This is a genomic window from Cohaesibacter haloalkalitolerans (assembly GCF_003574655.1).
GTDB lineage: Bacteria > Pseudomonadota > Alphaproteobacteria > Rhizobiales > Cohaesibacteraceae > Cohaesibacter > Cohaesibacter haloalkalitolerans.
The window spans coordinates 260,906-283,891 of the sequence record NZ_QNUM01000006.1 but is presented as its reverse complement, the minus strand read 5'-3'; the positions used below and the strand labels follow the sequence as shown (position 1 = coordinate 283,891).

19 protein-coding genes are annotated in these 22,986 nt (G+C 58.3%); 3 read left to right on the top strand and 16 right to left on the bottom strand.

Annotated elements, in window-relative coordinates; genetic code table 11:
• Nucleotides 1-105: 105 nt before the first annotated feature.
• The 5 genes from DSL70_RS16480 to DSL70_RS16460 all read right to left on the bottom strand — a co-directional run bounded on the left by DSL70_RS16480 (nucleotide 106) and on the right by DSL70_RS16460 (nucleotide 7,181).
• Nucleotides 106-1,998 carry a bifunctional sugar phosphate isomerase/epimerase/4-hydroxyphenylpyruvate dioxygenase family protein gene (locus DSL70_RS16480; RefSeq protein WP_119309053.1) on the bottom strand — a complete coding sequence of 631 codons (1,893 nt, stop codon included), beginning with the start codon at nucleotides 1,996-1,998 and terminating at the stop codon, nucleotides 106-108.
• 172 nt (nucleotides 1,999-2,170) lie between these two features.
• Complete coding sequence (locus tag DSL70_RS16475) at nucleotides 2,171-3,967, bottom strand: thiamine pyrophosphate-binding protein (RefSeq protein ID WP_119309052.1); 1,797 nt, start codon at nucleotides 3,965-3,967, stop codon at nucleotides 2,171-2,173.
• A complete protein-coding gene (locus tag DSL70_RS16470; protein ID WP_119309051.1) occupies nucleotides 3,967-5,373 on the bottom strand; it encodes an aldehyde dehydrogenase family protein in 1,407 nt (468 codons plus the stop codon). Before DSL70_RS16470 ends, DSL70_RS16475 begins: the two co-directional genes overlap by 1 nt.
• Before the next feature lie 33 nt (nucleotides 5,374-5,406).
• Nucleotides 5,407-6,252, bottom strand: a complete 846-nt coding sequence (locus DSL70_RS16465) for a sugar phosphate isomerase/epimerase family protein (protein WP_119309050.1) — start codon at nucleotides 6,250-6,252, stop codon at nucleotides 5,407-5,409.
• Nucleotides 6,252-7,181, bottom strand: a complete 930-nt coding sequence (locus DSL70_RS16460) for a hydroxymethylglutaryl-CoA lyase (RefSeq protein WP_162916807.1) — start codon at nucleotides 7,179-7,181, stop codon at nucleotides 6,252-6,254. Before DSL70_RS16460 ends, DSL70_RS16465 begins: the two co-directional genes overlap by 1 nt.
• 155 nt (nucleotides 7,182-7,336) lie before the next feature.
• Here DSL70_RS16460 and DSL70_RS16455 point away from each other — a divergent pair, with 155 nt between their 5' ends.
• Nucleotides 7,337-8,257, top strand: a complete 921-nt coding sequence (locus DSL70_RS16455) for a LysR family transcriptional regulator (RefSeq protein WP_119309048.1) — start codon at nucleotides 7,337-7,339, stop codon at nucleotides 8,255-8,257.
• Nucleotides 8,258-8,288: 31 nt separating this feature from the next.
• On the opposite strand, the gene DSL70_RS16450 is transcribed toward DSL70_RS16455, so the two are convergent.
• The 4 genes from DSL70_RS16450 to DSL70_RS16435 form a co-directional block, all read right to left on the bottom strand.
• Nucleotides 8,289-9,563, bottom strand: a complete 1,275-nt coding sequence (locus DSL70_RS16450) for a TRAP transporter large permease (protein ID WP_119309047.1) — start codon at nucleotides 9,561-9,563, stop codon at nucleotides 8,289-8,291.
• Complete coding sequence (locus DSL70_RS16445) at nucleotides 9,560-10,135, bottom strand: TRAP transporter small permease (RefSeq protein ID WP_119309046.1); 576 nt, start codon at nucleotides 10,133-10,135, stop codon at nucleotides 9,560-9,562. Before DSL70_RS16445 ends, DSL70_RS16450 begins: the two co-directional genes overlap by 4 nt.
• Nucleotides 10,136-10,223: 88 nt before the next feature.
• A complete protein-coding gene (locus DSL70_RS16440) occupies nucleotides 10,224-11,234 on the bottom strand; it encodes a DctP family TRAP transporter solute-binding subunit (RefSeq protein ID WP_119309045.1) in 1,011 nt (336 codons plus the stop codon).
• Between the two features lie 30 nt (nucleotides 11,235-11,264).
• On the bottom strand, nucleotides 11,265-12,158 hold the full coding sequence (locus DSL70_RS16435) for a shikimate dehydrogenase (protein ID WP_245418242.1): 894 nt from the start codon (nucleotides 12,156-12,158) through the stop codon (nucleotides 11,265-11,267).
• A gap of 191 nt (nucleotides 12,159-12,349) precedes the next feature.
• Between DSL70_RS16435 and DSL70_RS16430 the strand changes: the two genes are divergently transcribed.
• Nucleotides 12,350-13,012 (top strand): TetR/AcrR family transcriptional regulator, encoded by a 663-nt coding sequence (locus DSL70_RS16430; RefSeq protein ID WP_205563300.1) that lies wholly within the window; start codon nucleotides 12,350-12,352, stop codon nucleotides 13,010-13,012.
• Between the two features lie 392 nt (nucleotides 13,013-13,404).
• Entirely contained in the window at nucleotides 13,405-15,351 is a 1,947-nt protein-coding gene (locus DSL70_RS16425) for a GNAT family N-acetyltransferase (protein ID WP_119309043.1), read from the top strand.
• A 97-nt stretch (nucleotides 15,352-15,448) separates the two neighbouring features.
• On the opposite strand, the gene DSL70_RS16420 is transcribed toward DSL70_RS16425, so the two are convergent.
• The 7 genes from DSL70_RS16420 to DSL70_RS16390 form a co-directional block, all read right to left on the bottom strand.
• The gene (locus tag DSL70_RS16420) at nucleotides 15,449-16,399 is read right to left on the bottom strand and encodes a dihydrodipicolinate synthase family protein (protein WP_119309042.1); all 951 of its coding nucleotides are present in this window, start codon (nucleotides 16,397-16,399) and stop codon (nucleotides 15,449-15,451) included.
• The gene (locus DSL70_RS16415; RefSeq protein WP_162916805.1) at nucleotides 16,396-17,685 is read right to left on the bottom strand and encodes a four-carbon acid sugar kinase family protein; all 1,290 of its coding nucleotides are present in this window, start codon (nucleotides 17,683-17,685) and stop codon (nucleotides 16,396-16,398) included. Before DSL70_RS16415 ends, DSL70_RS16420 begins: the two co-directional genes overlap by 4 nt.
• Nucleotides 17,686-17,760: 75 nt before the next feature.
• Nucleotides 17,761-18,834, bottom strand: a complete 1,074-nt coding sequence (locus DSL70_RS16410) for a sialidase family protein (protein ID WP_162916803.1) — start codon at nucleotides 18,832-18,834, stop codon at nucleotides 17,761-17,763.
• A gap of 140 nt (nucleotides 18,835-18,974) precedes the next feature.
• On the bottom strand, nucleotides 18,975-20,000 hold the full coding sequence (locus DSL70_RS16405; RefSeq protein ID WP_119309039.1) for an ABC transporter ATP-binding protein: 1,026 nt from the start codon (nucleotides 19,998-20,000) through the stop codon (nucleotides 18,975-18,977).
• On the bottom strand, nucleotides 19,997-21,016 hold the full coding sequence (locus tag DSL70_RS16400; protein WP_119309038.1) for an ABC transporter ATP-binding protein: 1,020 nt from the start codon (nucleotides 21,014-21,016) through the stop codon (nucleotides 19,997-19,999). Before DSL70_RS16400 ends, DSL70_RS16405 begins: the two co-directional genes overlap by 4 nt.
• A gap of 31 nt (nucleotides 21,017-21,047) precedes the next feature.
• Nucleotides 21,048-22,001, bottom strand: coding sequence for an ABC transporter permease (locus tag DSL70_RS16395; protein WP_119309037.1), 954 nt, complete (start codon nucleotides 21,999-22,001; stop codon nucleotides 21,048-21,050).
• Nucleotides 22,001-22,957 carry an ABC transporter permease gene (locus tag DSL70_RS16390; RefSeq protein WP_119309036.1) on the bottom strand — a complete coding sequence of 319 codons (957 nt, stop codon included), beginning with the start codon at nucleotides 22,955-22,957 and terminating at the stop codon, nucleotides 22,001-22,003. The genes DSL70_RS16395 and DSL70_RS16390 overlap by 1 nt, the downstream gene beginning before the upstream one ends.
• Nucleotides 22,958-22,986: the final 29 nt, after the last annotated feature.

The window sequence follows — 22,986 nt, the reverse complement described above, 5'->3', positions numbered from 1 at the left end:
CGGCGACAAAGAGAGGGCACCTCATCCGGGGGCCCCTTGCCTCGATCTGAAAAAGGCCCCCTTCTCCGACTGGAAAAGGGGGCCTTGAAGGGTTAAGGGCAGTTTCTACTTGCGCGGAATGCCGGTCGGGCGCGAAAGCCGCTTGAGCGCGGCGGTACGGTAGGCAGCATTCGGGGCACCATATTTGTGATAGTTGCCCCGCCGCTCGACGATCTCGAAGAAGAAGCCATCGCCATAGGGGCGACTGTAGAGCTGTAGATAGGCGCCGTTTTCGTCTTCGTCATAAAAGACATTGGCCTGGCTCAACTGTTTGAGGAAGGCATCATCGAGATCGAAGCGGGTCGCCAGATCGCCATAGTAATTCTCTGAAATCGGCAAAGGCTCGAAACCGCGCTCTTTCAACCGGGCGGCGGTTGCCAGAAGGTCTGCCGTGCCAAAGGCCAGATGCTGCACGGAGGAGCCCGAGCTGTCGGCAACAAAGCGGCCTGCGAATGTACGGTGGGTCTGCACACCATTCATGGTCAGCCGGAAGGCACCGTCGGAACTCTGGATCGCACGGCTATGGACAAAGCCGCTCGGATCCGACACATCGACCAGCGGGGTCTTGTCGAGGGCAAAAATGGACTCATAGAACAGGGTCCATGTCTGCATGTCCTCGTCATTGACCACCTGCGCCACATGGTCGATCGTCGTCAGCCCGACACCGGAAATGTCGATATTCTGCTCCAATGGCTCAAACTCCACCGCCCAGACCTTGGCCAGCGGACTGGAGCGATCCAGCAGATGCAGCACCGAGCCGCCAACGCCGCGCACGGCAGGAATGTTCAGCTCGCCAACGAGCCGCTTCTGCATGAAGGGACTGGCACCGAGAATGCGGGCGCGTTCTGCTGCTGCCGATGCATCATCGACCAGCAGGCCGATATCGCACACGGACAGGCCATGCATGACATAGGCGGAATGTGCAAAGCCTTCCTTGCTGGTGTTGACCACCAGTTTGATGTCTCCCTGCTGCCAAAGCGTGACGTCGCGGGCAATGTGTTTGGCAGTGGCAACAAAGCCCAGTGCCGACAGCATGGTGGCCAGATTGCCAGCATCCTTGTCACTGGCCGCAAATTCAACGAACTCCACGCCACGGATCGGCTCGCGGGCCGGCATCTTGGGCACATTGAGCGCCAGATGCGGCTCGGCATGGCGCACCTTGTCCATCAGGTTGAGCAGCGAACGCTGGCCGTCCACGGCAATGGCGCGCGGTCGGCCACTGCGGAACTGGTCGTTGAGGATTTCAAGGGCTATCGGCCCCTTGTAGCCGGTGGCCGCGACCGCCGACATGAAGGACAGCAGGTCCAGCTCCCCCTCGCCCGGCATGGTGCGGAAATGGCGCGACCAGTATTCGAGATTCATCTCGATCTTCGGAGCGTCGGCCAGCTGGACATGGAAAATACGCTGCCCCGGAATGGAGCGGATGGCATTGAGCGGATTGTTGCGAGCGAGAATGTGGAAGCTGTCCAGAATGATGCCGACCGAGTCATGCCCGGCCATGCGCACCACTTCCCATGCGTCACGATAGTCCGAAATGACCTTGCCCCAGGCGCGGGCCTCGTAGCCGATGCGTAAGCCACGCTTTGCAGCCCGCTCCCCCAACTCGCGGAAATCCTCGGCGATCTGTTCGATCCCCCCCAGCGCTTCGGGATGGTCGGAAGAGCTGACCAGCAGAAGGTCGGTTCCAAGCTGTTCCATCAGGTCAAACTTGCGTTCGGCGCGGTCGAAGGCTCGCACCCGGGCCTGGCCGGAAAAGCCTTCGAAATCCCGCATCGGCTGCAACAGATCAATGGTCAGGCCATGATCCCGCACCATCTTGCCGACTGTCTCGGGGGAACCGTCGAAAGTGATGAAATCCTGCTCGAAAATTTCGATCCCGTTAAAACCGGCTGCCGCGATGGCGGTCAGCTTCTCGCTGAGATCTCCGGCGATGGAGACGGTCGAAATCGATGTTTTCATGGCAGCCCTCCCAAGCTGTTGCAACAACAGATAAATGTACCAACTAGTACATTGAAACTAGCACGCCATTTAACCGCTGCACAGCCCAAATCCATGCACCAGCCTAATGGACTAAAAAAAGAGTGTTTTACGTTGAAAGCTCAACGCAAAACACTCAAGTGGGTGGATTGGTTCAGTGGGTTGCCACGTGCCCGACGCCACCTTGCGGTGAATAGATGTCGAGAATGTTCCAGTGACCCGATGTCGGGGTCGGGTTGTTGATCATAGCCACATCAAGGACGGTCGGGCGACCGCTTGCAATGGCTGCTTCAAGGGCTGGCTTGAACTCGGCAGCGGTCTTGATGCGTACCCCTTCGCAGCCATAGGCACGAGCGACGGCGGCATAATCCGGCAATTGGTCGACGGGCGAGTTCGCCTTCGGAAACAGCGTGCCGTAGTTGAGACCATAATGCGCCAGTTGCAGCCCCGCGATAGTGCCGAAGGCGTTGTTGTTCATGACAACCCAGATGACCGGCAGGTTCATTTCCGCCGCAGTGGCCAGCACGGCAGGGTTCTGGCCGAAGCCGCCATCGCCTACTAGACTGATAACGACCTTGTCTGGCGCTGCGATCTTGGCGCCTATGGCGGCAGGCGGGCCAAAGCCCATGGTGGCAAAGCCGCCCGGAATGAGTGCCGTGCCCGGCGTCAGAATGTCAAATTGCTGGGCAACGCCGTTCTTGTTCCAGCCCACATCGGAGGTGAGAATGGCATCGGCAGGCATCACATCTCTCAGATCGGCCAGAATGCGTTCCGGCATCATCGGGAAGGCATCGGATTGCTGCATTTCGCGATTGGATTCAGCAAAGTCAGCCCGGAAGTCTGCTATGGTCTTGCGCAACGCCGGACGGTCGATGCCTTCCGGTTTCATCTCTCTTGCGACGCGGACCAATACCTTCAAAGCGGATTTCAGGTCGGCAACGGCCCCGATCTCAGTGGGATAGTTGCGGCCGATTTCCTGCGGCTCGATATCGATGTGAATGAGCTTTGTCGCCCCTTCGCCGATATTGAAGGTGAATTCGGGATACCAGGAAGAGCAGTCGGCTTCCTTGAAGCGCGTGCCAAGCCCCAGAACCCAGTCGGCATTGAGCGTGGTCTGATTGGTCAGCGGCGTGCCCCAGAAGCCGGTCATGCCGAGCACCAGCGGATGATCGTCCGGCAGGGCTCCCTTGCCCATCAACGAATAGGCAACCGGCAGATCAAGATGATCGACCAGTTCGCGCAGCTCGTCAAAGGCGCGGGAAAGCGCGACGCCGCCACCGGCATAGATGACCGGGTTCTTGGCGGAGACAAGCCGCTCGATGATGGCCCGTGCCGTTTCGTCATCGATCGACGGCTTGATGAGGGCCTTGGTGTTGGAGATCTGACGCTGCCAGAGCGCCGGATCGATTTCTGCGGAGAAAAAGTCCATCGGCACGTTGACCAGAACCGGGCCGGGCTGGCCGCTCTCGGCGAGCGCAAAGGCCTTCTCCATGATCTCGGGGAAAAGCTCCGGCGTATCGACACGCCAGGCCCGTTTCACGAAGGGCCGATAGATTTCATACTGCGCGCCATCGGCATGCAGGTTGACCTCCTGATGGGGGTGCTTGCCGTAATAGTAACTGGGGATGTCGCCGGCAATCACCACCATCGGCGTGCAGTCGAGCGCGGCATTGGCCACGCCGGTGGCCGCGTTGGTCAGACCGGGGGACAGGTGGGACAGCACAACCGAGGCCTTGCCCGTCACACGGGCGTAGCCATCCGCGGCATGGGCACTGATCTGTTCGTGGCGCACAGTCACGAACTCGATGCTGGAGTCAGCCAGAGCCGCTAGGACCGCAATGTTGGTGTGGCCGCAAAGGCCGAAGACATGCGCAACGCCTCGGGCTTCGAGATAGCCCACCAGTTGACTCGCGACGGTCTTTTCCTTGTTGGGAACGGAGTTCTCGTTCATCACATCGTCTCCGTGTTGTAGAATTCGCCAAACAGCTCTTCATCGGATGGACGATCCGCCGGAATCGGGCGGGCGACCCAGGTGACATTCATGTAATGCTTCAGCGAGACATTCTCGTTGGTGATGTTGCCGCCCCAGATGCCACAGCCAAGGGAGCTCGTCATCGGCATACCGTTTTCGAAGCTACCCGCATTGGCCTTGGATTGCGGCTGGCGAACCATGACCCGGCTGACCGGCGCATTCATCGCATGCTGAAGAATGCGGTCGTCATCGTTGGAATAGATGCCGCAGGAATGGCCCTTGCCGCCGACTTCATAGATGGCGCGAATCTTGGCCATGGCTTCGTCGAAGTCCTTGAACTTGTAGAGCGCCATGACAACACAGAGCTTCTCGCCGGAGAATTTGTGCTCCTTGCCGATTTCTTCCTGTTCGACCATGATGAACTTGCGGTCCTGAGGGATTTCGAAACCGGCAAATTCGGCGATGCGCTGGGCGGAAATGGCTACGGTCTCGACCCTACGGCCTCCCTCCTCGGTCCAGAGAGCATTCTGGATCTTTGCCTTTTCCTCGGCATTGCACAGATAGCCGCCTTCCTTGATGAGGGCTGCTTTCATGTCGTCGTAGATCTGTTCCGCAATGACCAGGTTGCCATCGGCCGAGCATCCTGAGCCGAAGTCCGAGGTCTTAGAGATGCGGCTGTTCATGGCGGCAATTTCTATATCGGCGGTCTCGTCGATCACCATGGTGGAGTTGCCCGCCCCCACACCGTAGGCCGGTTTGCCGGAGGAATAGGCCGCCTTCACCATCGGCTTGCCGCCCGTGGCAAAGGTCACGTCACATTCGGCCATAAGCTCGTTGGTCATCGGGATGGAGGGCTCTTCGACGCACTGGAACAGATCGGCCGGAGCGCCAAGCTTCTTGCAGGTCTCGCGCATGACGCGAACCATCTCTGCGGTGGTCTTCTTTGCGCGCGGATGGGGCGAGAAGATCACCGCATTCTTGCATTTGATGGCATAGATGCCGGTCACCGGCGGAGTCAGCTCGGGGTTGGTGGTAGGAATGAGCGAGGCGATCACACCTGCCGGTTTGGCGATCTTGGTAATGCCCTTGGCTTCGTCCACCTCGATGACGCCCACGGATTTCTGGCGCAACGCATCGCGCAGCACACCGAGGATCTTGAAGCGTTTGCCCGCGCGTCCAGCGCGATCGCCGATGCCGCTTTCATCAACCCCCATCTGAGCAATGCGGACAAAGGTCTTTTCGTTGCCACAGTTCCAGCCCAGTGCCTGAGCCAGACGATCAACCTGCGCCTGATCATAGTCCTTGATCTCTTCCATCGCCACGCGAGCGCGGGCAATCATCTCGGCGACCGTCTGCTTTTCCTGTTCGGTTATGTCTCGTGCCATATTTCCTCTCCCTAAAATATGTTCACCGGCCTGTCAGCCTGCCAACCCGTTCTGCTGATCGACGAACTGCGAGCCGCCCTCGAAGACCGCCTTGGCCGCTTCGAGGCAGTTACGCGCATGCTGTTCATGACCAAGGCTGGCCGAACGCTCCGCATTGGGCAATTCGATGGACAGCGGCAGGTCTGGGAACAGATAATTGATGACGGAAAAATCAATGGCCCCTTCCCCCGGATAGAGGCGGGCGTCGCGGGCAATGCGGATCATTTCGTCCTTGGTGTAGGCGACATCATCGGCATCGCAGACATGGAGGAAATTGATCCACTCGCTGGGCACGCGCTCCAGCGCAAACAGCGGGCACTTGTTGAAATGCATATAGAGCGTATCGACCAGCAGCCCCTGATTGGGACAGCCCGCCAGCTCCAGAATTTCCACGCATTCGTCCAGCGTTGCCAAACGCGAGAAGGCGGGAAACTCAAGATTGATTGTCAGCCCGAATGGTTCGGCCAAGGAGCAGATGCGCGAGAACTGCTCGACGATATAGCCGCGGTCGTTACGCACGTCGGTCCATGCGGAGCAGATGACCTGGGTGGCCCCCAGCTCGGCCCCTGCCTCGAAGGCTGGCAGGAAGCTGTCCGGGTCGATATCGCGATGGATCTTGGCCAGTTCCACGTCGATACAGCGGATGCCGGTCTCCTGCATCGCCTTCTTCGTGGCCCTGATGATGGCCGGATCGGTCGGGTTGATGTCCGGTTCGCCGGCGACGCCGAGATGTATCAGGCGGAAACTGGCATGGCTGAAGCCTGCCTTTGCTGCAATTTCGACCTGTTCGGGCGGGGTCACGCCCGGAACCGTCAAATAGGCCAGGGAATAGTCACGCATCACTTGTCCTCCGAGAGTTGTGCCCAGGGTGGTGGTGGCATGTGGGCCATGCGGCCCGGGAGCGTCCGCTCCAGGATGGCTTCTGCCCGCTCGACGGGGGCCTTGAGCATCTGCCAGTCGATTCCGGTTTCGATGCCCATTTCAGTGCAGGCGAAAGCCACGTCTTCAGTCGCGATGTTGCCTGTGGCCTTGGGCACGAAAGGACATCCCCCGAGCCCCCCAACGGCCGCATCGAAAATCCGCACTCCGGCCTGAAGACCGGCGACAAAATTGGCGATACCGAGCCCGCGCGTGTCGTGCAGATGCAGCGACAGGGCGACATCATCGGCAATCTCTTCGCGCAGGCGTTTGCAGAGCGCATAGACCGCCTGCGGGTTCGACAGTCCGGCGGTGTCAGCGATGTTGATTTCCTGCACACCCAAGGCGGCAAAATCGCGTGCTATCTCGCATACGCGATCAGGATCGATATGGCCCTCAAAGCCACAGCCGAGCGCTGACTGGATACCGGCCCGCACCATGACGCCTTCGCTGAGGGCCTTCTCGATCACCGGCCTGATTGCGGCGCGGCCTTCATCAACGGATCGATTGGTGTTTTTCTGCGAATGGGTCTCTGATGCTGACACGGATATGGAAAGATGCTTCACCCCGACAGCCAGAGCCCGCTCAAGGCCGGCTCCGTTGAGTACGAGTGCTGTGTAGGTTACGCCGTCCCTGGGCTCAAGGCGCGTAAACAGCTCGTCCGTGTTGGCCATCTGCGGCACCCATTTGGGGTGTACGAAGGAACCGACCTGAATGCGTCTGACGCCGGCAGCTTCCAGATCGGTGAGGAACGCAAGCTTCTCTTCGACAGAAAACAGACGCTTTTCGTTCTGCAAGCCATCGCGCAGGAATTCGTCTTCGATCAGAACACTTCCGTCGAACGCAAACATGCCTCCCCTCCCCGTTGGCATCTGCTCTCTTTGCCGGTTTTGGGCCGGATTCGAGACCTTGTCTCTTCAATTTAACCGTTTGGATAATTAAATAAAAATATCTATTCTGCTATATCAGCAAACATAATGTTAATTTCCTAGGACGGAGCAAGCCGATGCTGACCCTGCGCCAGATTGAAGTCATTCGCGCCATCATGGTGGCCGGAACGGTCAAAGGGGCGGCCGAGCTGCTCAACGTCTCGGCACCGGGGATCAGCCGGGTGATGAAATACACCGAGGACCAGCTCGGTATCCGCCTGTTTTCTCGAATTTATGGTCGCTACACACCAACCGAGGAGGCCCGTGACATCTTCGAGCAGATTGCCTCGGTGTTTCATGCCGTCGAGAATCTGCATCAGGCCATTGATGGTCTCAAGCGGGGCGAGAAACGGTGCGTCTCCTTCGGCGCCGTTCCGTCCATCGCCCACCATGTGCTGCCAAGTGCCGTGCGGGCACTGCATGAACAGTTCCCCGGCCTCGAATTGCACCTCAACACCATCAAGATCGAGGAAGCCATCGATTATCTGCTGCTGCAAAAAGGGGAACTGGTGGCCATGAGCTACAAGCTCGACCATCCGGGCCTCTCGGTGCAGCCGCTCTACAGCGGCCAGCTATTCGCGATTCTTCCGGCCAATCACCCCTTGGGGGACAAGGAAAACCTTTCGGTCCGTGATCTGGCAAGAGAGCGATTGGTAGGAATCGAGCCTTCCGACCCCTATGGCAAGCTGCTGATGGCCCCCTTTGTCGAGGCCGGTCTCGATGTTTCCTACTCCATCGTGGCACGTACAGGACAGACCGTCTCCACTCTCGTGGCACAGGGGCTTGGAGTTGCGATCATGGACGAGCTGTCACTGGCCGGTCCGCAGCAGCACCCCAGCATCATCGTGCGCCGCCTTGCAGAACCAACCAGTTTCCGCACCTATGCGGTTTTCAGCGCAGACCAGCCGCGTTCGATCTTTGCCGATGCGATGGTCAAGTGTCTCATCGGGGAAATGAAAAAAGCCGCTGCAGAGCGCAAGCGGCTTTCTCCCTATTGATATCGCATCCGGGCGCTATGCGATCCCTTTCCTAGAAACCGAACAGCCGCGGCAGGGTTGTAACGGTTTGCGGCACAAAGGTGATGATGAACAGCACCACAACCTCGACCAGGAACAGCGGCAGGATCGCTCGCGTCAGCTTGACCATCCCGACCTTCGCTATGGCCTCGGCGACGAACAGGCAAAGCCCCAGTGGCGGAGTGATCAGCCCGATCATCAGGTTGAAGATGACGACAATACCGAAATGGGTCGGATCCACACCAAGGGACACGGCAATCGGATGAACAATCGGCACCAGCACCAGCATCGCTGCGGTGCCTTCCAGAAACAGCCCCACAAACAGGAACAGGAAGTTGATCGCAATGAGGAAGGCGACCTTGCCATCGACGTTGGACAGAACCCAGTCGGTCAGTGTGTTGGGCACCCGGTTATAGGTCAGAAGCCAGTTTGCCGCGCTGACGGCCGCGATGATCACCAGAATGACCGAGCTGTCCTTCATCGCCCGCGTGAAAATGCGAGGCAGGGCAGAAAACGGGATGTTGTGATAAACGAACACGCCCAGAAACAGCGCATAGGCAACGGCAAAGGACGCCGCTTCCGTGGGGGTCACGACCCCCATCAGGATTGAGCCAACCACAAACACCGGCATCAGCAAGGGCAGGATGCCGCCCAGCAGCGCCTTGGTCGGCGAAACCTCGACAATGTCCAGAGACTTCGATCCGGTGTCGTTCTTCACCGTCGCCATCACATAGATGGACAGGAAAATGGCCAGCAGGACGCCGGGGCCGATGCCACCCAGAAACAGCGCCGGGACGGAAACACCGGACACAATCAGGGCATAGATGATAACGGGAATCGAGGGGGGAATGATCGGCCCGATGACCGAGGATGCTGCGGTAATGGCGGCGGCAAAGTCGCGGCTGTAGCCGTTCTTTTCCATCTCGGGAATGAAAACGCGGCCAATCGCCGAGGTGTCGGCAACCGCCGAGCCGGACAATCCCGCGAAAATGACCGAGGCCCAGATATTGACCAGCGCCAGACCAGCCCGCATGCGCCCGACAAGAACATTGGCAAAGGCAATGATCCGCCCGGTGATACCGCTTTCGTTCATCACTTCACCTGCCAGCACGAACAGGGGAATGGCGAGCAGCGGGAACGAGTTGATGCCACGGAACATCTCGGTTGCAACGATCCGGATTGTATAGGGCGCATCATTCATCGCCATGAAGAGCAGCAGCGTGCCCAGAATGGTGATGGCGATGGGCAGGCCGATCATCAGACCGGCGACAAAAATGGCGTAGATCATGTTGAAGCCTTTCCGGCCGGGGCAGCAAGCGGTGCCACGGGCTCCTTCGCCTTCGACGGAGCGGACAGGCGTTCTGATAATCTCAAAATGGCTGCTATGGCGAGCATCGCCCCGCCAAGGACGATCGCATATTGCCAGGTGCCGACTTTGCCGACCCACTCAAGCCACGGAATACCGGTGATCTGAGCCAGCCAGTCGCCGGTTGATTTCAGACCAGAGCTGGCGACACTGCCTCGCCGCATGGCAAAGGCATGGCCTGCAAAAATCAGCGTCACACCGGTCGCCGCCGTCAGCAGATCGCAGGCGATGAGCACGAATCTCTTGATCTTCTCTTCCAGCATATCAAGGAAAACGGCGAAGCGGATGTGACTGTCGGTCATGTAGGCGTAGGCGATTCCGAACATGACGCCATAGATTGTCAGATAGATCGGCAGCTCTTCACCCCAGGCGATGGACTTGCCTATCGTATAGCGCCGGACGGAATTGACAAAGATAACGAGAAACACGAGCGCCATTGAACTCCCCGCGCCTAATGCGAAAATGCGGCGCGCGAAACGGCTTAGTCTATCCATAACAGGTATTCCTTGCTTATTGGCCTTGTTGTTTTGGGACAAAAGGCCGGAGGCAGGGGGCCCCACCTCCGGCAACCTGGAAAGTTACCTATTTGGATGCTTCATCAACCGCCTTCTGGAGGCGATCGATCCACTCGGCATCCGAGCCGAGTTCCTTGCGCAGATAGTCGACAACGGCTGGCTGAGCCTTGGCGGCAAAGGCAGCGATTTCTTCAGCGGTCGGCGAATAGACCTGCATGCCTTCCTGCTGCACCTTGTTGACGCCCTCGGCGGTGCCCCACTGCTGGATCGCGCGGCCCATGGTGCCTGCAACCTTGGCAGCCTTGGTCACGACCTGCTGTTCTGCAGGGCTGAGGCTCTGGTAGAATTCATCGGAAATCAGAATGAAGTCTGCCCCATAGACGTGGCCATCAAGGGTCATGTATTTCTGCAGCTTGTGCAGACCGTTGTTATAGATCACGCCAACCGGGTTTTCCTGTCCGTCAACCACACCGGTCGACAGGGCGTTTGGCAGTTCCGTCCAGGCAATCGGGGTCGGTTCGCCACCAAGGCCCTTGACCATTTCCACATAGAGCGGAATTGGCTGGACTCGGAATTTCAGGCCCTTCATGTCCTCAGGCTTGCGAATTTCGCGGGTGCCGTTGGTGAAGTTGCGGAAGCCGGTTTCGCCATAGGCAAGCGTGCGAAGGCCGGTCTTTTCGAGACAATGCTCAGCCAGAGCCTTGCCGAATTCGCCGTCCAGAACGGTCCAGGCGACGGGTGCCGACGAGAAGGTGTAGGGAATGTCCAGAACACCTGCCGCCGGGCAGATCTTGGACATCGCACCGGAAACCAGAACCACCTGCGTGAGGTTTTCCTGAGCCTGTCCGACCAGTTCGGTCTCGTTGCCCAGCGATCCGGCCGGGAACAGTTCGACCTTGAGGCCTGTTTCGCCTTCAACGATATTCTTGAAAATATGCGCAGCTGCACCCTTCTTCGAGGCTGTCCATTCATCAGGATCTACGTGAGCCAGGCGTATTGTTTGTGCGCTTGCGACGGATGCCAGACCAAGTGAGATCACAGCAGCAGTAACAAGCTTCCTTCCAATTTTGAACGTCATATTATTCTCCTCCCTAATAAGCGTTCAGCATCAATTGCTCGGTATTAAATCAAACGTATCGAACGTCTCCTTCATCCTTGCGGGATCTGCGGGCAGGCCCGTGAAAAGTTCAAAGGCGCGCACTGCCTGGAAAACAGCCATTCCCGACCCGGGCAGTGTGCGGCAACCGCAGGCACGCGCGTCCTTGAGAAGCTGGGTTTCCAGCGGAAAATAAACAATATCGGCCACCCACATCTGGTCATTCAGATAGTCGACCGGCATAGCCGATCCGGGCAGCTTGGCCATGCCCATCGGGGTGGCATTGACCACACCATCAGGGCGCTTTGAAGAAAACAGCCCGTCCAGGGAAGCCACCGCATGGGCGTTCATATCCGGCCACGTCCTTTTGAGATGATCCACCAGATCATCCGCCCTGCCAAGATCCATGTCGTGGATGGACAGGGTCTTTACACCACATTGTACCAGTGCATGGGCGACTGCAACTCCGGCGCCACCGGCACCGATCAACAGCACGTCATCCCAGTTTGCCCCGACCAGACCGCGACGGAAGCTTTCGGAAAACCCCCAAAGATCGGTGTTGTGGCCTATGCGCTTGCCATCCCTGAACACCACGGTGTTGACCGCTCCCACCATGCGGGCGTTGTCTGAAAGCTCGTCGAGATGAGATATGACCTTCATCTTGTAGGGATAGGTCACGTTCACACCGGCAAAGCCAGCTTTCTCGACAAGGTCGAGCATGTTGGCCAGAGAGAGACCGGCACGGCTCTCGTCATCCATGTCGAGCAGACTGTAGTCGCAGTCAAACCCCTGCGCCTTCGCCTCTGCCATGTGCATGGCCGGGGTTCGAGACTTGCCTATACCACAACCGATCAGCCCGATATTGACGCGCTCCGGAATGACGGCGGTGTGTTTGCCTTGCATCATGCAGTTCCTCCCTTTTCATCCCGCCAGGCAGGATGACACTGCATTGTACCATTCGGTTAATTATGGCACACTTTGTTCCAAGCGGATAATTTCGTCAACCCCCCTTTAGTTGACAGCCGGACGGGTGGACATTTTTGACGAGATCAACAATAGTTAGCGACCAAACGATGAAGTCGAAGCTGAAAAAGACCATGGCAGACACAGCGCACCAAACGCAGAATCGCATCCGCTCGTGGAAGCAGGATCCCGAAGCCGTCCGCGCCGATATCCTGCGCGAAGCGACGTCAGAGTTCGCCAAGAACGGTCTGGCAGGTACGCGCGTCAAGGATATTGCCGACAGGATCCAGACGTCACGCCGCATGATCTTCTATTATTTCGGCGACAAGGAAGGGCTTTATCGCGCAGTGCTGGAAGAGGCCTACCGAAGCGTCCGCGAGGCTGAGGAAGAGCTCAATCTTGATGGCCTTCCTCCACTTGATGCTCTTGTAAAACTTGTAGAATTCACCTTCGATCACCATCGGCGCAATGAGGATTTCATCCGCCTCGTCATGAACGAGAATATCCTAAACGGACAATACATGCGGCAAAGCTCGTCACTGCACATGACCAACACAAAAGTCATCAAACAGCTCAGCCGAATCTGTGCTGCGGGAGAGAAGGACGGCGTCTTCCGGGCGGGCCTTTCACCTCTCGAGCTGCACTGGGAGATCAGTGCCCTGTCCTTTTTCAATGTCTCAAACCGGGCGACCTTTTCCAACATCTTCGGCAACGACCTGTTCACCGAAGAGGGGCAGATCGCCCTGCGTGACCACATCGTGGACTGTGTCATCTCTTCGGTTAGGCCGAAAACCTGATCACGCAAAGTCGCAAGGCGCATCCCGACAGATGCTGGTGGCCGAAAGTCCTCCCCAGACACCCGCTCCTGACCAGGGCCTCTGGCAGCAATCTTGCGGTAGAAGCTGAGCCAAACTGTCGCATTTACACTGTTTCAGCGCCTGCATTCGGCTTTGTCAATGCGGCAGAATGGAGCAATTCCTGCGCGGGTTGCGGGCCCATGATCAGGCTTGCTTGCCGAGGCTTTGGCATCTGTGGAAAAGCCTGTATGATAGGCTCTCATAAATTCGTTTGGCGCTTGCAATTTTGAGTATCCAAACCACCTTTGCAGGTATATACGACCCTTCGCCCCCACCTGCCTCAAGGCATGATTGCGTGGGCTCCTTTTCAACCGTCTTTGAGAGGGCATTCCATGGCATCTCATTCCCTTACCCAGATCCTTATTCGCCCTGCGAACATGGATGACCTGCAACAGCTCGTTGCCCTTGAAGAACGGTGTTTTTCAACGGACATCATCAACCGCCGCTCCTTCTCCTCCTTCATCAAGACGGATACGGCGCGCCTGATCGTGGCCGTTGACGAAGAAGCCAATCTACTCGGCTATGCGCTGATCCTGATGCGCCAGAGCACTTCCGTTGCGCGTCTCTATTCTATCGCGGTCGAACCGGATGCCCGGGGACGCGGGGTCGGCTCGCAGCTGCTGGGTGGCTCGGAGGCGATTGCCAAGGAACTGCAATGCGACCGCCTCTCACTGGAAGTGCGGGCAGACAACAGCAAGGCCATCAGCCTTTATCAGCGCTATGGTTTTGTGCCGGAAGAAGCCTTGCCGGGCTACTATGAAGACGGAGCCGACGGCCTTCGCCTCGTGCGCATTCTCGACCATCTGCCGCAAGGCTCCAAACCGGCGAACCGTACCCGCCTGCCGATCATTCTGGTTGATCACCTCGCCGATCTGGAAACCCCGCCGAATGGCTCGCTGGTGATGACGGTCCGCCAGTATCTTGCCCTTGAACATGGGGTTCCCGGACGCCGCGTCATCAACCTGTCGCGCTCCTACGAGCCGCTGTCGCTCGGCTATTATTGCAGCCTGTTGGCTGAAGCGCGCAAGGAACGCTGCCTGCCGGAAGCGGACGCCCTGCTCGATATCAACTGGAAGCGCATCCACCGGCAGGCGCTGCTGCGTCTTGACCACATGCTCGACAGCATGCAGGACAAGAATTTCCCGGCTGCCATCGATGTCTATTTCGGCCGCACTGCCGACCGTCGGTTCCGCGAGGTTGGCAAGAAGGCCTTCGATCTGTTCCGTTGCCCGATCATCCGCATCAACCTGCAGGCCGAGCCGAAGTTCAAGATCAAGGAAATCGAGGCGGTTGCCATTCACAAACTGACCGAAGAGGAGCAACCACGCTTCCAAGCCGCCCTCAAGGCCTTCCTCAAGGGCAGCCTGCCCAAGCCATCGATCAAGAAGCTGCCTTCCGCCGTCGTGGCCATTCTGGCCAACCCGGATGAAGAGAGCCCTCCGAGCGATGCCAAGGCACTGGAAGCCTTCGCCGCCGCAGCGGAGAAGGTGGATGCGCGGGCAGAATTCATCACCGCAAAGGATTTCGGACGGCTGCTGGAGTTCGACGCCCTGTTCATTCGCGAAACGACGGCGCTCAACCACCACACCTATCGCTTTGCCAAACGGGCCCAGCGTGAAGGCATGCCGGTGATTGATGATCCGCATTCGATCCTGTGCTGCACCAACAAGATCTATCTGGCCGAGTTGCTCAAGTCGAACAGGATCCTGACACCGCAAACCACGATCTTTGACAAGCCGCGGCTCAAGGAGCTGGCTGCCTCGTTCGAATTCCCCGGCATCCTGAAGATCCCGGATGGCTGCTTCTCGAAAGGGGTTCACAAGGTTTCCAGCCGCGAAGAGCTCAACGACCTCAGCAAGTCGCTGTTCCGCAAGACGGACCTGTTGATGATTCAGGAGTTCATGCCGACCGACTTTGACTGGCGCATTGGCGTGCTTGATGGCGAGGCGCTTTATGCCTGCAAATATTACATGGTCAGCGGCAACTGGAAAATCTACGAATACGAGACCGACGGCTCGATCCAGTCCGGAGATTCAGAAACCATGCCCATTTCCGCCGTGCCGCCAGAGGTGGTCGAAACGGCCATCCGCGGCACCCGCCTCATCGGCAATGGCTTCTATGGTGTGGACATCAAGGAAACGCCGAAAGGACCATGCATCATCGAGATCAACGACAACCCGAGTATCGACTACGGCATCGAGGATGATGTGCTGGGGCCCGACCTCTATCAGCGCCTGATGGCGGTTCTGGTGAGCCGCATCGGTCAAGCCAGCAAGTAGACTGTTGCGGCTGGCCCACGGAGACACGATTGGACCAGATGGGACCAGCCTTTGGGCTCCGGGGTTTCCTCCGGAGCCTCAATGACTTTCAGCCAAATCAGAAGATCTGATATTTCTCGATCAACGCCGACAGGCGCTTTTCCTCATCATCGGTCGGTCTGGGGCTCGGCTGTCTGCCGGTTCCGACGCTGTTGTCCATGAGATACAGCAACTGCTTGATCCGCATGGGCAGATTGCCAAGAGACGACAGATCCCCATGGAGTTCCCCCAACAGCGCCTGCCATTTGGCGGCTTCCCGGTTGCTGCCGTTGGCAAACATCAGGCACAGGGTGTTGAGTGTTCGGGGCAATATGTTGCCAAGATCCGACATGCAGCCTGCGGCACCATGCATCAGCGCCTCAAGGATCAGGGTGTCGTTACCAGCGTAGAGCGCGAAGTCACGACGGCTGCGAACGAAGGCCAGATAGGCGAGCATCCGCTCCCGGTCCGCGCCGTCGTCCTTGATGCCGACAATATTGTCATGCGCCGCGAGTGTGCGGACAACATCGAGCGATAGCGCCCGCATGGTGAGCGCGGGTGCGTTGTAAAGACAGATCGGCACTTCCAGACTGTCGGCGACCTTGTTGTAATGCAGGACGACATCCTCATCGGGGCAATCGACAAAATAGGGCGCCAGAACCGTCATGCCGTCAACGCCGAGTTCGGCGATATCCTTCCCGATCAGGATCGCCTGATAGGTGGACGGCATGCCGATATTGGCCCAGACCTCCACCCGCCCGTCGGCTTCCTCGACGACTTCTGCGCACAGGCGCACCTTTTCAGCATGGGTCAGACAGGTAAAATCCCCCAGTGTGTCACTTACCAGAATATTGTTGCCAAAACTGATCTGGCGGCGCACCTGATTGCGTACGGCAGAGTAGTTGATCGTATCATCCCTATTGAAGCAGGTGACGATAGAAACAAAGGGCGTCAGCTGCCTTGATCCGCTGTTGGTTTCCTCTGTGCTGTCGGTCGCCCTGACAGCGATGTGCGAGAGATCTTCCATCATGTCGGTCTTTGCTTGGAGTGAGAAATCAGATGGGTCTTGATATCCAGAAGAACCCGATCATCACCAAAGCCCCCTGCCTTCGAGATGAACCGGGTCACACCCACCCGGTCGGACGAGCAGGCACCGAGAACGACACCGGGCAACAGTTCGGCGGTGAGATCGATCGCCGGAATGCCGAGAGCATTGGCAACGGCGATTGCCGTTTCACCGCCAGTACTGAAAACCGTCTTGAAAGGATAGGCCCGGCAAAGCGCCAGAGCTGCCTCGCCGACGAGTGCAGCGATGCGCGCGCCCTCCTCCTTGCTGATGCGCGGGGTAACCCCGGTGTTGTCGATGCGCAGCAAAACCGCGTCCGGTGTCGCCTTTTCCGTCTCGCATACGGTGGCGCAGAGCACGGCGATGTCGTCAAGGCTGGCACGCGGCGATAGATAGAATGTGCGATAGCCGCCCTCTGTGGCCGCCACATCGGCTTGCCGCTGGGATGATTTTGCAAGGCTGCCGACAATGGCGAGCAACGGTCCTTCAAGCTGAGGGCTCTCGGTCTCGGGCTCGAAGCTTCCCCCCAGAGACAGAGAGCTGGCCATGGCCCGTGCAAAGCCACCGGCGCCGACCGGCAGGCAATCCACCGCCATTGCAGCCCGCGCAAGTGCGAAAAGATGACTATCGTCGGAAGCATCGGCAATGAGCATCCGGCAGCCTGCCGCGATATGGGCGTTGATGGTCTGCATCAGGGCATCATCCCCGGCAGCAATGTCGGACAGGGTCAGCCGAGCCGCTTTGAAGCGCGTCTGTTCCGCGAGCATGTCGGCGATGTCGGAACTCGCCAGCGGGTGGAAGGGGTCCTTGCCGATGTCGGTTTCATGCAGGGGAATATCCGAAAGATAGATCCTGCCATCGCGAACGGTGCGCCCGGTTTCCGGCATGGCCGTGCAAATGAGCGCTGCCGCCTTTCCGGTTGCCCTCAGGGCCGCCTCGATTTCCGCGCCGGGATTGCCGCGCATGGTGGAGTCGATCTTCTTGTAGAAGCGATCATAACCCCGGCTTCGGCAGGTGGCGATGACATCGGCTACAACGCTGGCAGCCTTGTCCGGCGCCAGAAAGCGGGTTTCGCAATTGATCGAGATGTTGCCATCAAACAGGCTGTCGTCAGGCAGGGACGAGACATGCAGGGAGGAAAAGTCGAGAAGCAACCTGATCTCCTTGCCCAGGCTGGAGAAATGAACCCCGGCATCCCCTGCGCCGGTGAAGTCATCTGCGATGATGGCCAGTTTGCGATCCTGTTTCACGATTGCCCCCCACATTTCTTTCCGTTCCCTCTCACACGACCGGATACCCGCCGCGTCAGCTCCCTCCATGCGGCGTCACAGTGTCAGCGTGACATGCTTGATATAGTCGCGCAGATAGGAGTAGCTGATCTGCAACCGGCCATCGGATGTCTCGATGATCGACGGATAGGAATAGTCGCCTCGAAACGCGCCTTTCTTGTCATGGGCAGAGAGCAGATGGGCGTCTTCCTCGACCACCAGTTCCTCGGTCCAGCTCTTGCCGAGATCCATGGAGCTGGCGATGATCAGCGGATTGCGTGGCACGCCCCAGATGGCACTGTTCTCGGTCACGTCGCATTCAGCCAGAAAGGCCTGCTTGTCCTGAACCCACGGTGGCACCGGGCTTTCGCTGTCGCGGCCTGCGGCGCGGATATGATTGTAGATGATCAGCAGACGACCATCCGAACACTCGAGCGCCTGAATGGAGGAGTTGTTGTTGGGCAGCGGTGTTGCTTCCGGCACCGACCAGTTGAGACCGCCGTCGCTGGAGACGGAGCGGAAGATATTGTCGGCCCGACGGCGGCGATAGAAGGCCACCCGGCAACTGGGCATGATGTTCATATGGACACAGCCCTCGCTGTGGGGCACCTCTTGCAGCGCCCAGCTGACACCGCCATCCCCGGAGATCTGCACCAGCGAGCGGTCATCACCAAAGGCGTTCTTCATGCTGGAGAACCAGATCGGCAGCAACAGCTTGCCATCCGGGTTGACCACCGGCGGATGGCGGATGAAGGTGCCTTCCCGGTCGAACAGCGTCTCGATAGGCCCCCAGTTTGTGCCGTCATCGTCCGAGCGGCGCATGCGGACAATCGCCGTTCCCTGATCGGTCTTCAACTGGGCAGTATAAAGCAGCCAGATCTGACCGGATGGATGGCGGAACAGCGCCGGGTTCTGCTCGGAGCGATCCTCGTCATCGCTCATCTTGACCGCTTCGCTCCAGGCACCGGCCGCCTTGTCGAAGCGGGAGAGATAGATGCTGATGTCCGACGAGCCTTCCATGCTGCCCCCGAACCAGGTGCACAGGAGATCGCCATTCTCCAGCTCCATGAGGTTGGAGGCATGATTGCTCAGGCAAGGGGTCGGGATGGCTCTGCTTTCAACAATTTTCATGGTTTCACCTGGCTGGCTACTTGATTGCCGCCACCTGAGGCGATGGCGAAAAGGCATAAACGGATCTCGGGCACGGGCGAAAGAATGGCGGCCTCCGTCCGTGCGATCATCTTGCGATTGGGTCCCTTGATGGAGCCGCGTCAGGCTTCGGCGGGCTCCAACGTCTCTTCCAGGGCAATCTCGTCAAGGCGCAGGCAGGCGACCTGATGACCTTCACCGTGGTCCTCAAGCTCCGGCACCGACTGGGCGCAGGCGTCCGTCGCATAGGCGCAACGATGGTGGAACCGGCAGCCGCTCGGCGGATCGATGGCGTTGGAAACATCGCCCTTGAGGATCACCCGCTTGCGCTGGCGCTCAACGTCCGGATCGGCTTCCGGTACCGCCGAAAGCAGGGCCTTGGTATAGGGATGCATCGGCCGCCGGAACAGTTCCGCCTTGTCGGCAATCTCCATGATCTTGCCCAGATACATGACGGCGATCCGGTCGCTGATGTGGCGGACCACGGCCAGGTCATGGGCGATGAACAGATAGGTCAGATTGTATTTGTCCTGAATGTCCATCAGCAGGTTGATGATCTGGGCCTGAATCGACACGTCGAGCGCCGAGATCGGTTCATCGCAGACGATGAACTCGGGATTGCAGGCAAGCGCCCGGGCAATGCAGATCCTCTGGCGCTGACCACCGGAGAATTCATGTGGATAGCGGTTGGCCACGTTGGGATTGAGCCCCACATCGCGGATGAGCTGGGCGATCCTGCCGGGGATTTCCTTTTCCGGATAGATCTTGTGGACCTTCATCGGCTCGGCCAGCGCTTCGCCGATGGTCATGCGCGGGTTGAGGGTTGAATAGGGGTCCTGAAAGACGATCTGCGCCTTCTTGCGCATGGCGCGCAGCTCACTCTTCGAGAGGCTTGCAAGATCAACCCCTTCAAACTCGACGCTTCCGGACGTGGAGCGGTAGATCTGCAGAATGGTGTAGCCAGTTGTCGATTTGCCGCATCCGGACTCCCCTACGAGCCCCAGGGTTTCACCCTTGAAGATATCGAAACTGACATCATCAATCGCATGCACCACCGCCTTCTCACTTCCGAAAGCGCCGATCTTGATGGGAAAATATTTGACGAGGTTCTTCACCTTGACCAATGGTTGCTTGGCAGCGACAGTCATAGCACGCTCCCCTCTTTTGGCTCTGCATTCACCTTGGTGACATCGACCCAACAGGCTATGCGGTGTTTGGGATGGGCACTATCGTCGGCCACCGGCTCAAGAGGTGGGATCTCCCTGGTGCAGCGCTCCTGACGGTAGGCGCAACGGGGCGCGAACGGACAGCTTTGCGGCTCCACGAACAGGTTTGGCGGTGCTCCGGCAATGGATGGCAACCGGCTACCTGCCACGGTGTTGATGCTCGGAATCGACTTGAGCAGACCAATGGTATAAGGGTGGCGCGGGTTTTTGTAGATCTCGTCGATCGGGGCCTCTTCCACCACGCTGCCGCCATACATCACCATGATGCGATCCACCATGCCGGCCAGCAGGCTGAGGTCGTGGGTGATCCAGATGATCGACATGTTTAGCTTTTCACGCAGTTCCTTGACCAGTTCCACGATCTGGGCCTGAATGGTCACGTCCAGCGCCGTTGTCGGCTCGTCGGCGATCACCAGTTCCGGCTCCCCGAGCAGCGCCATGGCAATCATCACGCGCTGACGCATGCCGCCCGAGAGCTGATGGGGATATTCGTGCAAGCGATGTTCGCTGTTGGAAATACCCACCAGATCCAGATATTTGGCGGCCTGTTTCATGGCCTCTGCCCGGCTCATCTTCTTGTGATACATGATGCCTTCGCAGAGCTGCGCACCGATCTTCATGAACGGATTGAGCGAGGTCATGGGATCCTGAAAGATCATCCCGACCTTGGAGCCGCGCACGGTGTTGATCTCGCTGGCACTGGCCTTGGCCAGATCCTGGCCTTCCAGCAGCACCTCACCTTCAGTGATCTGGGCCGCGGGTGGTAGCAGCCTGATGAGGCTCATCATGGACACGCTCTTGCCGCATCCGGATTCGCCGACCACCCCGAGCATTTCCCCCTTGTCGAGGGTAAAGGAAACACCGTTCACGGCATAAAGATAACCATTGCGCACCTTGAAGCGCGTGTGCAGGTTTTTCACTTCCAAAAGTTTGGTCAAAGCGCCCTCCCTTTAGCTGTTCGTTGTGTCGCTATTTCCATTGCCGTGGGTTGAGTGCATCGTTGAGGCCGTCGCCAAGGAAACTGAAGGCGATGGTGACCAGAGCGAGCACTGCGGCAGGCGCTGCGAGAATGTGCGGATAGAGCTGCCAGACACGCAGTCCGTCCGAGATCATGTTGCCCCAGCTGGGGATTGGAGGACGCACGCCGACACCGAGGAACGAGAAGGACGATTCAAATACCATGGCCTCGCCGAGAGCAGCGCTGATATAGACGATGATCGGGCCGATGGAGTTGGGAATGACATATTTCATGACGATCTTGGTGGTTGGAACGCCGATGGCTTCGGCAGCCAGAACATAGTTCTTGTTGCGCACCGACATGATCTGGCCGCGAATGATGCGGGCAGCCTTTGGCCATTTGATGAGAGCCAGCGAGCCGAACACCAGCACGAAGTCGACCAGAATGGTGTTGCGATAGAATTCGTTGCCCGTCAGCAGGAACTGTTCATCCATCCAGTTCACAAGCCGCGGTTTCATGGAGACGTTGATGACGATCACCAGCAGCAGTGATGGCACCGACATGGTGATGTCGATGAGCCAGACGATGAAACCGTCGACCTTGCCGCCGAAATAGCCACCGAGCGAGCCCATGAAGATGCCGATGATCAGGCTGAGAAAGGTGGTCGAAAAGGCGACGATCACCGCCGTCCGGGCACCATAGATGACGCGGCTCATGATGTCGCGGCCAAGGTCGTCAGTGCCGAACCAGTGCGCCCAGGACGGCGCCTGATTGCGCGCCATGAGATCCTGCGAGAGGAAATCGTATGGCGTGATGTAGGGGCCGAAGATGGCGATGAAGAACAGGAACACCACCAGCAACATGCCGACCAGAGCCAGCTTGTTGGCGATCAGCCGGTCAAAGGCATCCTTGGCCAGACTGAACTGTTTCTCTTCCTGTTGCAGCTCAAGCGTATTGTCCGTCATTATTCGTCTCCTGTCTTTTTGGCTGCAGCGCGGGGATCGAGCATCGGATAGGAAATGTCGACCAGCAGGTTGGAGGCCATGACCACCGTCGAGAAGATCAGCACGATGGCAAGGATGACCGGATAATCCGATGTCTTGATCGCCGTTTCGGTCAGGCGGCCAAGGCCGGGCAATCCGAAGACCTTTTCGATGAGAATGGAGTTGTTGAGCGTGGCAATCACCAGAAGGCCGATCTGGCTGACAACGGGGGTCAGCACCGGCCGCATGATATGCTTGACCACGACCTGATAGTTCGGAATGCCCTTGGCACGGGCGGTGCGCACATAATCTTCGCTGAGCACTTCAAGCACACCGGCGCGCGCCTGGCGAATGATCAGGGCCATGGGGTTCAGTCCGAGAACCAGTAGGGGGACGATCACTTTGAAACTGAACAGGCCACTCCAGCCATAGGGCACATCCATGTCCATGACGAGCACCAGAAAGACGATGATCAACGGACCGGCAACGAACACCGGAATGCCCCAGACGATCAGGGCGAAACCGACGATGAGGTTGTCCAGCAGCTTGTTCTGGTTGAGCGCGGCGATCACACCGAGAATGATGCCGATGATGGAGAGCAGGAAAATCGCGGTGAGACCAATCTTGAGGGTCACCGGCAGCGCTGCACTGATCATCGAGTTGACGGAGCGACCGGACACCAGCGAGTTGCCGAAATTGCCGTGCGCGATATTACCAAGATAGTCGATGAACTGAACCAGGAAGGGTCGGTTGAGCCCTGCGGCATCCCTGATGGCTTCCACTCTGTCCGGATCATAGGCCACGTCGCCCGGAGCCTGCAGGAAGATAAGCTTGATCGGATCGCCGGCTCCAAAGAACACGAGAGCGTAGATCAACAGAAGAAGAATAAATACCGAGGGAATCCACTTCAGTAGTCGGAATAAGATGTAGCGTCCCATATCAAGTCATCCTTGCAAATTCGGGAAAA